This window comes from Flavobacterium sp. ENC, assembly GCF_020991415.1.
Lineage (GTDB): Bacteria > Bacteroidota > Bacteroidia > Flavobacteriales > Flavobacteriaceae > Flavobacterium.
This window is the reverse complement of the sequence record NZ_JAJMOY010000014.1, coordinates 60568-76136: the sequence shown is the minus strand read 5'-3', so window position 1 is coordinate 76136 and position 15569 is coordinate 60568. Positions and strand designations below refer to the sequence as shown.

Genomic DNA, 15569 nt, shown 5'->3' with positions numbered 1-15569 from the left:
TTTATATAAACGAATTGTATGCGTAAAATTTGTATTTTTTTACTGGTTTTATTTTGCGGTAATGTTTTGCGGGCGCAAGTAAATCCAGCAGTTCAAGATACAACAAAAAAACAGTTTTCCGTAGGGAAGCTGGAGTTGGAAAATCCACCAAGTATACTTTCGGCTTATAAATATGATCCCATTACAGACCGTTACATCTATACCAGTTCAGTAGATGGTTTTTCTATCGAATATCCGATTGTCTTAACACCCAAAGAATACGAAGCGTTAGTCCTCAAGGAAGCCAGACGTGATTATTTCAGAAAAAAATCAGATGCCATTGATGGTAAAAAATTAGGAAGCGAAGCCGCCAAAAAGGATTTGCTGCCCCGCTATTACATTAATTCAAGTCTTTTCGAAAGTATCTTCGGAAGCAATACCATAGATGTAAAGCCCACAGGATCTGTAGAAATGGATCTTGGGATACGTTATACCAAGCAGGACAATCCTTCATTCTCTCCAAGAAACCGCTCCAATCTGACTTTTGATTTTGATCAGCGAATCAGTATGAGTCTGATGGGAAAAGTAGGTACCCGGTTAGAGGTAAATGCGAACTATGATACGCAGTCTACATTTGCTTTTCAGAATTTATTCAAACTGGCTTATACGCCCTCAGAAGATGATATTATCCAAAAAGTTGAGGTAGGTAATGTCAGTATGCCGCTTAACAGTACCTTAATAAGAGGTGCCCAGAGTTTATTTGGGGTAAAGACCCAGCTGCAATTTGGAAAGACAACTATTACCGGAGTTTTTTCAGAACAGAAGTCCCAGACCAAAAGTATAGTTGCAGAAGGTGGTGGTACGGTTCAGAATTTTGATTTGTATGCTTTAGACTATGATAACGACCGACATTTCTTCCTTTCTCAATATTTTAGAAACAAATATGATGCTTCTTTAAGGAAATATCCATTTATAGAAAGCCGTGTTCAGATTACAAGATTAGAGGTTTGGGTAACCAACAAACAAAACAGGGTAAGTACAACCGGTAATAACCTAAGAAACGTTATTGCACTTCAGGATTTAGGGGAGGCCCAAATTACGGGAATTCCGGATAACGAAGTCGTGGTCATAAACCCGACTACAGGATTTTTTACGGCAGGTATCGATTCACCAACTGACAATAAGAATAACAAATACGATCCGGCAACCATAGGTAACGGTGGTTTTCTGAACCAGAATATCAGGGAAATCGTAACAGCAAAAAATGGATTTACTTCAGTAACGGCAAGTGAAGGAACGGATTATTCTGTACTCGAAAATGCCCGAAAATTAACCAGCAACGAATATACTTTCAATCCGCAATTAGGATATATTTCCCTGCAGCAGCGACTGGCAAACGATGAGATTCTGGCAGTAGCTTTCGAATATACCGTTGGAGACAAAATATACCAGGTGGGAGAGTTTGGAAGTGATGGTATTGACGGAACAGTAGTAAATGGAAATAACACGTCGAATCAGACCATCATCACACAAAGTTTAATTTTGAAAATGCTGAAAAGCAGTTTGACAAACGTAAACAATCCGGTTTGGGATTTGATGATGAAAAACGTGTATCAGATTCCTCAGGCGTATCAGATCAAGCAAGATGATTTCAGGTTGAATATTCTTTATACAGATCCGTCTCCAATAAATTATATTAGTGCTGTTCCGGGAAGCCATTTTCCGGATGATGATCCTAATAATCCTGATCCAAATAATTATTACATCACAAAAACACCATTACTGAATGTATTTAACTTAGACCAGTTAAATTACAATAATGACCCGCAGGGAGGTGGTGACGGATTCTTTGATTACATTCCAGGCATAACCGTTGATGCCCAAAACGGGCGAATTATTTTTACGACCAAAGAACCTTTTGGGGAGCTTTTGTTTAAAAAATTAAATACGGGAACGGGAGAAGATTATAATACGCCTTCTACCTACAACGTAAATCAGCAGAAATATGTGTTTAGAAACATGTATAAAAACACACAGTCGGGAGCGTTGCAGGATAGTGATAAAAACAAATTCTTATTACGCGGAAAATACAAATCTTCCGGAAATAACGGTATTCCGATTGGAGCCTTTAATGTTCCGCAGGGATCTGTGGTCGTAACCGCAGGCGGAAGGGTTTTGGTAGAAGGAATTGATTATAGTGTGGATTATCAGTTGGGAAGAGTTCAGATTTTGGACCCTTCACTTCAGGCCTCCAATACGCCAATTGAAGTTTCTTTAGAAAATAATTCCGTTTTCGGACAGCAAACCCGTAGGTTTATGGGGGTTAATGTAGAGCATAAAATCTCTGATAATTTTGTCGTTGGGGGAACGTTCCTGAAAATGACAGAAAGACCATTTACCCAAAAGTCAAGTTACGGTCAGGAATCTGTAAACAATACCATTTTTGGTTTTAACGGGAACTATTCGACCGAAGTTCCTTTCTTTACCCGATTAGTCAATAAATTGCCAAATATCGACACCGATGTTCCGTCTAATCTTTCAATTCGCGGTGAAGTTGCTTTTTTAAAACCGGATGCTCCAAAAGCCAGCGATTTTGAAGGAGAGGCAACCATCTATGTTGATGATTTTGAAGGTTCGCAGTCGACCATTGACATGCGTTCTGCTTATGCGTGGAGTTTAGCCTCAACACCGTTTGTAAATTCGATAAACGACGTTACTTTTAATGCGAATTCCAATACGCTAAGTTATGGACACAAAAGGGCAAAATTAGCATGGTACACCATAGATCCTGTTTTCTTCTCTTCAAAACCATCCGGTATTTCAAATGACGACTTGTCTTTAAATACCACAAGAAGGGTTTACAGTAAAGAGTTATATCCAAATACCGATATTGCACAAGGTCAGATTCAGGTGATCAATACACTTGATTTAAGTTATTACCCATCTGAAAGAGGGCCATACAACAATAATCCAAATTTTAATACAGATTCTCCAGCATCTAATTTTGGAGGTATCATGCGCTCTTTAAATTCCACCAATTTTGAGCAGGGGAACGTTGAGTATGTACAATTCTGGGTATTGGATCCTTATGTAGGCGCAGGCCAGGCACAACCGAATAATACAGGAAAAATCTATTTTAACTTAGGAGAAGTTTCCGAAGATGTCCTGAAGGACGGAAGAAAACAATACGAAAACGGATTAGGTCCGGATCAGGTAGTGGTTAATCCGCAACCGCTTTGGGGAGATGTTCCGGCTTCACAATCTTTGATTTATGCCTTCGATACCAATGCGGATAACCGTAGAAACCAGGATGTTGGTTTAGATGGTTTACCGGATACGCGAGAAGGTTCCATTTATAATAATTATGCCGGAGAAGAAGATCCTGCAGCAGATAATTATAAATATTATTTAAATACAGAAGGAGGCGTACAGGAACGCTATAAAAGATATAATGGCGTTGAAGGTAACTCTGCCGTTAGTGTCGATGATCCGAACCGTGGTGCGACTACTTTACCGGATGTAGAAGATATCAATCGTGACAATACGATGAATACAATCAATGCTTATTATGAATACAGTATTGATATGAGACCCAATATGGCTGTCGGTCAAAACTACATTACAGATATTCGTAACGTGAGTAATATTGAATTGCCAAACGGAAGTACCACGAGCGCAAGATGGATCCAGTTTAAAATTCCGGTTTCCCAGCCTCAGAATACGATTGGGAATATTACCGATTTCAGATCGATCCGGTTCATGCGTATGTTTATGACGGGTTTTAATGAACAGATGACTGTGCGTTTCGGAGCCCTGGATCTGGTAAGAGGCGAGTGGAGAAGATATACAGGAACCCTTGATGCAAATGATACGGATCCTGCGAATGACAATACGGATTTTGATGTTCTTGCTGTAAACGTTCAGGAGAATGATACAAAATTACCTATCAATTATGTGACTCCTCCCGGAGTACAAAGAGAACAATTGTACAATAATAATACGGTAATCAATCAGAATGAGCAGTCACTTGCCTTAAGGGTTTCAGGTGGCGGACTGGAATATAAAGATTCAAGAGCTGTTTTTAAAAATGTAAGTGTTGACATGCGTCAGTATAAAAAACTGAAAATGTTTTTACACGCAGAATCACTGCCGAATGACACTGAATTGCAGGATGACGAAATGGCTGCCTTTATCCGTTTTGGAAATGACTTTACGCAAAACTATTATCAGATAGAAATTCCGTTAAAAGTAACCCGGCCGGAAGGCACAGGAAGAGTAAGTGCAGATAAGGTGTGGCTTGAGGAAAATGATATCGATCTGGCACTTGACTTGTTAACCAAAATGAAAATCAAGGCCATGCCTTTGGATATCAATTCTGATAAAAGGGATATCAATGGTGTTTACTATCCTGATGATGACTTATCAATAGCCGGAGGTGACGGAGACGCGAGATTAAGATTGGGGATCAAAGGAAATCCTAATTTTGGTTTGGTACGAACCCTGATGATTGGACTAAAAAGCAGGGAGGAACGCAGAAATGTAAAAGGGGAAGTATGGTTTAACGAACTTCGTATGGCCGATCTGGAGAATAAAGGCGGAATGGCTGCGATATTGAGTGTGGATACCAATATGGCTGATTTTGCAACCGTTTCGGCAACCGGACGTAAAAGTACAATTGGTTTCGGAGCACTTGAAGAAGGGGCAAACGAAAGAGACAGAGAAGACATTCAGCAATACAACATTGTAACAAATCTAAATTTAGGAAAGTTATTACCTCCAAAATGGGGAATCAACCTGCCATTTAATTATGCTATCGGAGAAGAGGTAATTACGCCGGAGTACGATCCTTTTAATCAGGATATAAAATTAAAACAGCTGCTGAAAGAAACAACTGATGAAAATGAAAAAGAGAATATAAGAACCCGTGCAGTTGATTATACGAAACGTAAAAGTATCAACTTTATCGGCGTAAGAAAAGACAGGGCTCCGGAACAGAAACAACATGTGTACGATATTGAGAATTTCACCTTTTCACAATCCTACAATCAGGTAGAACGTCATGATTATGAAGTAGCGGATTATAATGACGAGCAATCGAATACGGCGATAAATTATGCATATACTTTTCAGCCCAAAGAAGTAGTTCCGTTTAAGAAAACCAAATTCATGAAAAAAAGTGAATATTGGAAAATGCTAAGCGATTTCAATGTCAATTATTTACCGTCTAACGTAACTTTCAATACCAATATTTTAAGACAAAGTAACCGTCAGCAATTTAGGGATGTAGATGTTGAGGGAATCGGAATTGATCCGTTGTACAGAAGGAATTTTGCCTTTAATTATCAGTATGGTTTTGGTTATAACCTGACTAAATCATTAAAGATTAATTATACTGCAGCGTCCAATAATATTGTTAGAAATTTTTTAAACGAGGATAATTCACCAAAACAGGATTTCAATATCTGGGATGATTACTGGGATATCGGTACACCTAACCAGCACGTGCAGCAATTGATACTGAATTATGAGATTCCGATCAATAAAATTCCGGTTTTAAGTTTTGTGAAAGCAAATTATTCCTATACGGCAGATTACAGCTGGCAGCGGTCTTCAACGGCTCTTTCGGAGTATGAAGCACCGGACGGAAGTATTTACGATTTAGGGAATACGATTCAGAATGCCAATTCAAATACGTTGACATCAACCTTTAATATGGGGATGCTGTACAAGTATTTGGGCTTAACACCGGGAGGAAAAAAACCGGCAAAACCTAAAACAGCAGCACCGCCAAAACCGGGAGAGAAAATTGTAAATACGGCCAAACCGGTTACGGCCAGCAGTCCTTTTTATGATGGCCTGATCGGGGTTCTGACCAGTGTTAAAAATATTCAGGTGAATTATACGATAAATAACGGAACTGTGTTACCCGGATATACACCGGGAGTTGGTTTCTTTGGTACATCAAGACCAACCTTAGGGTTTGTTTTCGGAAGCCAGGATGATGTGCGTTATGAAGCCGCCAAAAATGGATGGCTGACCAATTATCAGGAGTTCAATCAGAACTTTACGCAGGTAACCAACAAAATTCTGAAAGTAACCGCCAATGTTGATTTGTTTCCTGACTTAAAGATTGACCTGGCCATGGACCGGTCGTATTCTGAAAATTCATCAGAACAATATAGTGTAGATCAGAGTGACCTGGAATACAAGCCACTGTCGCGTTACACTTATGGTATGTTCTCTATTTCAACGATGTTAATCGGAACCTCATTTTCGACCAGCAACGAAACGCAGTCAGCTGCATTTGATGATTTTAGAAACAATCGTCTGATCATTGCGAACAGACTGGCCGAAGACCATTACGGAGCAGGAAATCCTATACCAAGATATGATGTGAATGATGTTCCCGCGCCTCCTGCAAATCCGGCAGACGAAGATCCGTTTAAGAAACAAAGGGAATTGTATGCCTCTAATCAGGGGTACCCGATAGGATTCGGGAAAAGCAATCAGGCGGTATTATTGCCTGCATTTTTGGCCGCTTATTCCGGAAAAGACGCTTCAGGTGCCTCAACCGATATTTTCAGAAGTTTCCCGATTCCAAACTGGAGTATTAAGTACAACGGACTGATGCGTTATAAATATTTCAAAGATAAATTCAAACGTTTCTCCTTACAGCATAATTACAGGGCTTCGTATTCGATCAATCAGTTCAGGTCCAATTTTGATTATTTTGAAAAGCCGGACGGACAGGATGTCAATGGTAACTTCTTTAATAAGACGATCATGTCAAATGTCAATTTGGTAGAGCAGTTCAGTCCGCTTATCCGGGTAGATTTTGAATTGAAAAGTTCTTTAAGGGTACTAACGGAAATCAAAAAAGACAGAGCATTATCCATGAGTTTTGATAATAATTTATTGACGGAAGTCAAGGGAATGGAATATATTGTAGGCTTAGGATACCGTTTTAAAGACGTTATTTTTTCTTCCAGACTTGCCGATAACCCGACAGGAATTATTAAGAGTGATATCAATATCAAAGCAGATTTCTCTTTAAGGAACAACGAAACATTAGTACGCTACTTGGATTATGACAACAATCAGCTGGCTGCAGGACAAAATATCTGGGCGATAAAGCTTACGGCGGATTATGCGTTTAGTAAAAACTTAACGGCCATATTCTATTACGATCACTCGTTCTCGAAGGCTGTAATATCAACATCTTTTCCATTAACGAATATTCGATCCGGATTTACGCTTCGATATAATTTCGGAAATTAATTTTGAGTTTCTAAACCAGATTTCATTAGAAGATTATTACATTTGTGGCTTCAATATTCAATTATCAATTTTCAAACACAACTATTATGAGCATACCAGCAAATTTAAAGTACACAAAAGATCACGAATGGGTTAGCATCGAAGGAGACGTTGCAACTGTAGGAATTACTCATTTTGCTCAGAAAGAGTTAGGAGACATCGTGTATGTTGAAGTAGAAACTTTAGATCAGACACTTGATAAAGATGAGGTTTTTGGAACTGTTGAAGCTGTAAAAACAGTTTCTGATTTGTTCTTGCCATTGACAGGAGAAATTATCGCTTTTAATGATAGTCTGGAAAGCGCGCCTGAAACGGTAAATTCTGATCCTTACGGAGCTGGATGGATGATCAAAATAAAAATTGCTGATGCATCAGAAATTGACTCTCTTTTGTCTGATGAAGCTTATAAAGAATTAATAGGTGCCTAAACAGCTATTACTCTGCTGGGCGATACTCTGCTCGGGAATTATAACGTATTTCTGTCTGACAGATTCCAGTAATATTCCGGCAGTAGTTTTTCCAAACATAGACAAAATTGTACATTTCTGCTTTCATTTCGGATTTACAATTTCGTGGATTTTGTTTTTCAAAAAAGAGTTAAAAGGAAAAGAGGCTGATGATTTTAAAGCTTATCTGGTTGCTTTTATATTTTCGGTTTTTTTCGGAATTACAATAGAAATCCTGCAAAGTGTTTTTACGACCACCAGAGCAGCAGATGTAACGGATATTTTAGCCAATACAATTGGAGGTACAACCGCCATTTTTACGGCAATAGCTTTTAAAAAGCAAATCAATAAAATATAAGAAAATAAAGACCCACTTCGGTGGGTTTTTTGTTGCCTGAAAATCAAGCGCAATAAACAGTATTTTTTTCTGAATTTTAAATGTATTTTTGTCGCCGGTTCCCTGTAATTTCAAAATCATGAATGTTAAGCAATACTTAGATGCTACTTACTTAAAAACTGCTTCACAAGCCGGGCTTTCTGAAGCTGAAAATCTTGTAGTGGTTAAAGCTGCGATTGCTGAGGCAATTACGGAAAGTTTTAAGCTGATTATGATTCGCCCTGAATATGTTGCTTTGGCAAAAGAAATAATTACAAAGGCCAATTCGACTTTGCTTGTTGGTACTGTTATCGATTTTCCGGAAGGGAAATCGAATCTGGAAACCAAAATAAAAGAAGCCAACGAAGCGATTGAAAACGGAGCCGATGACCTGGATTTTGTCTGCAACTACGAAGCTTTTAAAAATGGTGACATTGCTTTGGTAAAAGAAGAAATTCTGATCGGGACACAAATCGGACTGGCCCACAATAAAACCGTAAAATGGATTATTGAAGTTGCTGCTTTGAGCGATAAAGAAATTATTCAGCTTTCCGCTTTGATAAAAAATGTTGTGATATCAAATTTTAAAGAAGACCATTACAGTGCTGTATTTGTAAAATCATCAACCGGATTTTTTAAGACCAAAGACGATTTGCCAAACGGCGCTACTATCCCGACGATTATAATGATGTTGGAAAACGCATCACCTTTGCCGGTAAAAGCGGCGGGAGGAATGCGGTCTTACACAGAAGCTATAGAAATGATCCGTTTAGGCGTTAAACGAATCGGAACTTCGGCGGCAAAGGCAATTGCTAGCGGAGAAAATACCTCAAATCAATATTAAATGAAAACCCAAACCTACGTGAATAAGATTTTTTTATCTTTTATTCTTACCTTAACAACCTTATTTGCCTTTTCGCAGGAAAATAATAATTCCTCAATTGCACCCGCTTTTACCTCAGAACAATTTCCTGTTTTTCCTAATTGTGAAAATTTGCAATCCCAAAAACTGGAAAATTGTTTCTACAAAGAAGTTCAGGATTTTGTCTTTCATAATTTTGAAGTTCCTCAGCATCTGAAAGAGTCAGGTTATAAGGGAGAAGTAAAAGTTCTTTTTGAAGTGGATGAAAAAGGAGTATTCAAAGTGCTTTATGTAAATGCAATGGATGAATCTTTGGTACAGGAGTCCAAACGTGTTTTTGGTAAATTTCCCCAAATAAAGCCATCTACTTATAATGGAAACCCAACGTTTTCAAAATATACAATCACGATAAATATTCCTCTGAAAAGCGCGGATCAGATTGCAGAAGAAGCGCTGGCGGCAGCTCAGATTTTAAAACCGGTAGAAAAACCAATGACGGAACTGGATAGTATTGTGTATAAAAAATACAATAACCCGGAATTCGAAAGTCATTTAAATATTCCATTCTCCCATAGTTATTATGCACAGTTTGACGGTGCAATGAATCAGGTTGGCAGTAACAATCACACCGCTTCAAAACCGTATACCTATGAGGAAGTTTCAAAATATTACAATTTAAAAGCGGTAACTGAATCCCTTCAGAAAAAGACATCAGGCTGGCTGGGAAGGAAATTCTGGAATGAAAACCTGGTTCAGATCCAGGGTGAAGATTATTGGCTGGCCTTAAACCCTATTTTTGATTTACAAATGGGTAAAGCATCAGATATTGACCCTGCTACCTATGTAAATACGCGTGCACTGAATTTCAGGGGAGGTTTAGGAAAGCAGATTAATTTTACTACTACGATTTTTGAAAGTCAGGGAAGATTTGCGGGTTATTTTAATGATTACGCAGAATCAATAAAACCTTCAGGAGGAAATCCTGCCATTGTTCCGGGTATTGGAATTGCCAAACGATTTAAAACGGATGCTTACGATTTTCCTTTAGCGGAAGCCAATATTACATATGCTCCAAGCAAGTTTTTTGATTTGCAGTTAGGCTATGGCCGAAATTTCATTGGAGACGGATACCGTTCGCTGATTGAAGGAGATGGGGCGAGTCCTTATCCGTATTTTAAAATCAATACGAAATTCTGGAAAATTAAATATACCAACACCTACATGTGGCTTAAAGATGTCCGTCCCGACGTAACAGTGGAGAAAACCTACGCGACAAAATTTATGGCCAATCATTATTTGAGCTGGAATGTTTCGAATAAACTGAATTTAGGATTTTTTGAATCGGTTGTCTGGACAGATACAAACAATAGGGGGTTTGATGTCAATTTCATCAATCCGATTATTTTTTACCGTACTGTTGAATTTACCTCGTCTTCAAAAAGTGGTAATGCGCTTTTAGCAATTACATCAAAATACAAGTGGAACAACCAGGTTAATTTATACGGCCAGCTTTTGATTGACGAGTTTTCATTCGGAGATATAAAGGCAGGCGATAACAGCTGGAGAAATAAAATCGGATATCAGATTGGCGCCAAATACTTTAATGCCTTTAAAGTGAAGGATTTGTTGCTTCAGGTCGAATACAATCATGTGCGTCCCTATGTGTATTCGCATAGCGCTGCCATTACCAATTACGCTCATAACAATCAGAGTATGGGACATCAGTGGGGCGGAAATTTCGAAGAGCTTGTGGCGATCGGACGTTACCATAAAGGGCGTTATTATGCAGATGCAAAATTTACAGTGGGTACAAGGGGCCTTGATTTTAATACAACAGAGGACAGTTTTAATTACGGTGGGAATATTTATAAAAGTTACGATGAAAATCGCCCGTATGATAAAGGTGTAAAAGTAGGTCAGGGTAATAAAACAAGTATTTTTATCGCAGATATCCAGGGAGGTTATGTTATTAATCCAATGACTAATCTGAAATTCTTCGGAAGTTTTATTTACAGGAATTTTGATCCTAGTCAGGAAACGGCAGCTACTTTTAAACAAAGTACCACCTGGTTTACCATAGGACTGCGTTCTGATATTTTTAATATGTATTTTGATTACTAGGATATTTAATAAGATTTTTCGAAATGATTGTGTTAAAAATCTGCAAGTCCTTATTTTGTAAAGGTTTTATTGAAAAAAATCTAATTTTAAAGGTTCTGTTTCTATAATCAATTTGTACATTTGCACCACTCAAAAAAAATATTCAAACAATTACCATATTGAGCGCTAGTAAAAATACAATTTCATTAAAATCAATATTTCTGGATTTCAAGGAAATCACTAAAGCGGGATTAGCCATTAGTGTTTTGTTTTCGTCTATTGCAGGATATTTGTTAGGTGTAAATGCAGATCATCCCTTTAGCTGGAGTGTTCTGGCAGTGCTGTCAATTGGTGGTTATTGTATGGTTGGTGCTTCAAATGCTTTTAATCAGGTAATTGAAAAAGATATCGATTCCCTGATGGACCGTACCAAAAACCGTCCGGTTCCTTCGGGTCGCATGTCTTCGCGAATGGCTTTGGTTGTAGCGGGTTTGCTTACTATAATCGGGATATCCCTGCTGTATACAATCAATGCAAAATCGGCAATGTTTGCCGCGATTTCTATTTTTTTATATACAAGCATCTATACACCTTTAAAAACGGTAACTTCGTTGTCTGTTTTTGTTGGGGCTTTTCCGGGTGCCATTCCTTTTATGTTAGGATGGGTTGCCGCAACAGGAGACTTTGGCATAGAAGCAGGAACCTTATTCTTGATTCAGTTTTTCTGGCAATTCCCGCATTTTTGGGCAATTGGCTGGTTTTTATATGAAGATTATGAGAAAGCAGGTATCTTTATGCTTCCGACAGGAAAAAAAGATAAAGGAACCGCTTTGCAGATTATGTTATATACCATTTGGCTGATAATTGCTTCTTTATTGCCGGTTTTAGGGTATACCGGACAATTATTTCTGACGCCAATTGCTGCGGTTTTAGTGTTTTTGCTGGGATTGTGGATGTTGTTTTATGCGGTGCGTCTGTATCAGCTGCGAACGGCAAAAGCTGCGAGAACACTGATGTTGGTTAGTGTGTCGTATATTTCATTATTGCAAATTGTATATATAGTAGATAAATTTTTAAGATAGTTATGGAAATGACAATGAAAATAAGCGAAGAACAGGCAACGAAAGCAAAATCGGCAAAACTGATTTTGTTATTCGCAATGGTAAGTATGACCATGATGTTTGCGGGGCTTACAAGTGCCTTTGTGGTTAGTAAGTCAAGAGCAGACTGGTTGAAGAATTTTGAGCTGCCATCAGCATTTTATTACAGTACAGCAGTTATTATTGCATGCAGTGTTACTTTTTATCTGGCTAAAAAAGCGATTCAGAAAGATAACAGAAGTGCCACTACAACATTACTTTTAGGAACACTGGCTTTAGGGATTTTATTCGTAGTTTTACAATTTGTTGGTTTTGGGCAAATCGTAAAAAGCGGTTATTATTTTACAGGAGAAGGTAGTTCTATTACTACAACATTTCTTTATGTGGTAACGGTTACACACTTATTACACCTGGCCGGAGGGTTGATTTCACTTTTAATTATAATTTATAATCATTTTAAACAAAAATACAATTCGACTCAAACTCTTGGTATAGAACTAGGTGCGATGTATTGGCACTTTTTGGATTTATTATGGGTATATTTATTTTTATTTTTATATTTCTTTAAATAAGAAAAAAACGTAAATTTGGGAACTTTTTAACGAATATCTTTTATGGAAGCGACAGTTACTACTGCAAATAACGAAGAAAAAACTTGGGGAGGCGGAGATATCCAGCCATTAGGAGCAAGTTATGGTAAAATGATGATGTGGTTTTTTATCGTATCTGATGCCCTGACATTCTCTGGATTCCTTGCTGCTTATGGTTTTTCTAGATTTAAATTTATTGAAACATGGCCTTTGGCTGATGAAGTGTTTACCCACTTCCCATTTATGCACGGTGTTTCGGCTCCGATGTATTATGTAGCCTTAATGACTTTTATTTTGATTTTCTCGTCTGTAACGATGGTTTTGGCTGTTGATGCAGGTCATCAATTGAAAAAAACGAAAGTTGCAATTTATATGTTCCTGACTATTATTGGAGGTATTATCTTCGTTGGCTCACAAGCCTGGGAGTGGAAAAACTTCATTAAAGGAGAATATGGTGCAGTAGAAACAAAAGGAGGAAGCCTGTTGCAGTTTGTGGACAAAGAAGGTAAAAGAGTAGCTCTTGAAGAGTTCGCTGTAAAATTACCGGAACAAAGAGTAGCCCTTACGAGAGCAGAAGGTAAATGGTTTATGGAAGATGCAGAATCAACACCAACTTATTCAGTTGCTGAAATTCAGGCAGGTTTCAAAGCACATCCTGATTTGTTAATCAGAACAGAGACTCTTACTACAGCAAAGAAAAAAACAGTTTTGACCAGAGCAGAATCTGAATCTCGTCTGAACGATGCAAAATATGTAGTAGAAGGTGCAAACCTTACAAGAAACGAGTACGGAAGTAAATTATTTGCTGATTTCTTTTTCTTTATTACAGGATTCCACGGATTCCACGTATTTTCAGGAATTATCATTAATATCATTATTTTCTTTAATGTGTTATTAGGTACTTATGAAAAAAGAAGAAGCTACGAAATGGTAGAGAAAGTTGGTTTATACTGGCACTTTGTCGATTTAGTTTGGGTATTTGTATTTACAGTTTTCTACTTAGTTTAATTTTAGATTTTAATTATTATGTCACACGAGCACGTATCAAATACAAAAAGAATCTGGTTTGTTTTTGCATTATTGTCTGCAGTAACTACAGTAGAAGTAATTTTGGGTATTATTAAGCCCGGAGTTTTAGAATTTAATCATTTTTTAGGTTTGAACTTATTGAACTGGATATTTTATATCCTGACGATATTCAAAGCATATTATATTGTATGGGCATTCATGCACATGGAAGGTGAAAAAAGCAGCCTTAGATGGTCTGTTGTATCACCAGTTATTTTCCTGGTATTATATTTATTGTTTATTCTGCTGACAGAAGGACATTATATTTATGGGGTTTTTAAAGATTCTACTATTAAATGGAATTTTTAACATGATATTAATTCGAAAAGAGGCTCCGTTTAACGGAGCTTTTTTTATTTTTGTACCTCAATAACTTCTGTCGAAATAATGAAAAAAAATATCGTTCTCTTTGTGCTTTTCGTTTTACCAATTGTTGCCTATTTGTTTTTTGCATCCGGAGTAAACAGTTTTACCAAGCTCCCGATAATAACGCCTAAAATTGCTGATTTTGGGAATTGGAAATCTTTAGATGGAAAAAAAGTAACGCTGGATAAAAAGATAACGGTTTTAGGTTTTTCAGGTTCTGATCTTTTGAACAATCGTGGTAATTATTTCAACTTAAATGAAAAGATCTATAAACGCTATCATGGTTTCGAAGATCTTCAGTTTGTAGTGCTTTGCCCGTTAGGGACAGAAAAAGAAGCTCAGAAACTGGTAGACGCACTTAAACCGTTTACAGATGTGTCGGGATGGAATTTTGTTTTCGCTTCACCTGATGAAATCAAAACATTTTATAAGCAGCTAAACTTAAAAGGAAAACTGAAAGATGATTTGGGAACTTCCTTTGTTTATATTATTGACAAAGAAAGAAATTTAAGAGGCAGGAAAGAGAAGAAGGACTACAAGGAAGGGTATGATACTTTTCATCCCTCTGAATTGAGCAACGAGATGCTGGATGATTTTAAAATTATTCTGTATGAATATCGTGCAGCCCTTAAAAAGAACCATAATGCTACTAAACAACTTTAAATTTCAATCAAATGTTTAAAAACAAATCATATATCGGAATTTCGTTTATCATTTTAATCTTCGGTATTTACGCTGTTCCAAAAATTGTAGACAGGGTAAAAAATGGAGAAGTTGTAAAAGGAAACCGTCTGGATAATGTTGGTCTGAAAAGTTCAAAATCCGATGACAAGCTGCTTACCATTGGTCCGGCACCTAAATTTGAACTGACCAATCAGGATAATCGTAAGATCTCAAATGAAACCTATAAAGGGAAAGTGTATGTGCTGGAGTTTTTCTTTACTACCTGTCCTTCAATCTGCCCAAAAATGAATTTGAGCATGCTGGAAATCGAGAAAACGTTCTTTGGAAATCCGAATTTCGGAATCGTATCCATTACAATTGATCCGGCACATGATACACCACAAATCCTGAAAGATCATGCTAAATTATTAGGCGTAAAATCTTCAAACTGGAATTTCCTTACCGGTGATAAAGCTGTAATCATGGATTTGTCAAACAAAGGATTTAATTTATACGCCGGAGAGAATGCGAAAGTTAACGGCGGTTTTGAGCATTCCGGTTTATTTGCTTTGATTGATAAAGACGGAAATATTCGTTGTCGCAAAGATGATTTTGGAAATCCAATTTTGTATTATGACGGATTAGATAAAAAAGGAGTTAGAGATATTCAGGAAGACATTAAAATATTATTAGCAGAATAAG

Annotated in this window: 11 protein-coding genes; all 11 read left to right on the top strand. The window is 37.4% G+C overall.

What is annotated here, in order from left to right; translation table 11 throughout:
* Nucleotides 1–18 precede the first annotated feature (18 nt).
* The 11 genes from sprA (at nucleotide 19) to LPB89_RS21480 (ending at nucleotide 15568) form a co-directional block, all read left to right on the top strand.
* Nucleotides 19–7257, top strand: coding sequence for a cell surface protein SprA (gene sprA, locus LPB89_RS21530; RefSeq protein ID WP_230703672.1), 7239 nt, complete (start codon nucleotides 19–21; stop codon nucleotides 7255–7257).
* 86 nt (nucleotides 7258–7343) lie between these two features.
* Nucleotides 7344–7724: a glycine cleavage system protein GcvH gene (gene gcvH / locus LPB89_RS21525; protein WP_230703671.1), complete on the top strand. Its 381-nt coding sequence runs from the start codon at nucleotides 7344–7346 to the stop codon at nucleotides 7722–7724.
* Entirely contained in the window at nucleotides 7717–8100 is a 384-nt protein-coding gene (locus LPB89_RS21520; protein WP_230703670.1) for a VanZ family protein, read from the top strand. Before gcvH ends, LPB89_RS21520 begins: the two co-directional genes overlap by 8 nt.
* Nucleotides 8101–8218: 118 nt before the next feature.
* Entirely contained in the window at nucleotides 8219–8962 is a 744-nt protein-coding gene (deoC, locus tag LPB89_RS21515; RefSeq protein WP_230703669.1) for a deoxyribose-phosphate aldolase, read from the top strand.
* Entirely contained in the window at nucleotides 8963–11101 is a 2139-nt protein-coding gene (locus tag LPB89_RS21510) for a gliding motility protein RemB (protein ID WP_230703668.1), read from the top strand.
* A gap of 158 nt (nucleotides 11102–11259) precedes the next feature.
* Nucleotides 11260–12162 carry a heme o synthase gene (gene cyoE / locus LPB89_RS21505; RefSeq protein WP_230703667.1) on the top strand — a complete coding sequence of 301 codons (903 nt, stop codon included), beginning with the start codon at nucleotides 11260–11262 and terminating at the stop codon, nucleotides 12160–12162.
* A 2-nt stretch (nucleotides 12163–12164) separates the two neighbouring features.
* On the top strand, nucleotides 12165–12752 hold the full coding sequence (locus LPB89_RS21500) for a cytochrome c oxidase subunit 3 (protein WP_230703666.1): 588 nt from the start codon (nucleotides 12165–12167) through the stop codon (nucleotides 12750–12752).
* Between the two features lie 42 nt (nucleotides 12753–12794).
* A complete protein-coding gene (locus tag LPB89_RS21495; protein WP_230703665.1) occupies nucleotides 12795–13778 on the top strand; it encodes a cytochrome c oxidase subunit 3 in 984 nt (327 codons plus the stop codon).
* Between the two features lie 18 nt (nucleotides 13779–13796).
* Nucleotides 13797–14147, top strand: a complete 351-nt coding sequence (locus LPB89_RS21490) for a cytochrome C oxidase subunit IV family protein (RefSeq protein ID WP_154340739.1) — start codon at nucleotides 13797–13799, stop codon at nucleotides 14145–14147.
* 78 nt (nucleotides 14148–14225) lie between these two features.
* On the top strand, nucleotides 14226–14867 hold the full coding sequence (locus LPB89_RS21485) for a hypothetical protein (RefSeq protein ID WP_230703664.1): 642 nt from the start codon (nucleotides 14226–14228) through the stop codon (nucleotides 14865–14867).
* An 11-nt stretch (nucleotides 14868–14878) separates the two neighbouring features.
* Complete coding sequence (locus LPB89_RS21480; protein WP_230703663.1) at nucleotides 14879–15568, top strand: SCO family protein; 690 nt, start codon at nucleotides 14879–14881, stop codon at nucleotides 15566–15568.
* The last annotated feature ends 1 nt before the right edge of the window (nucleotide 15569 follow it).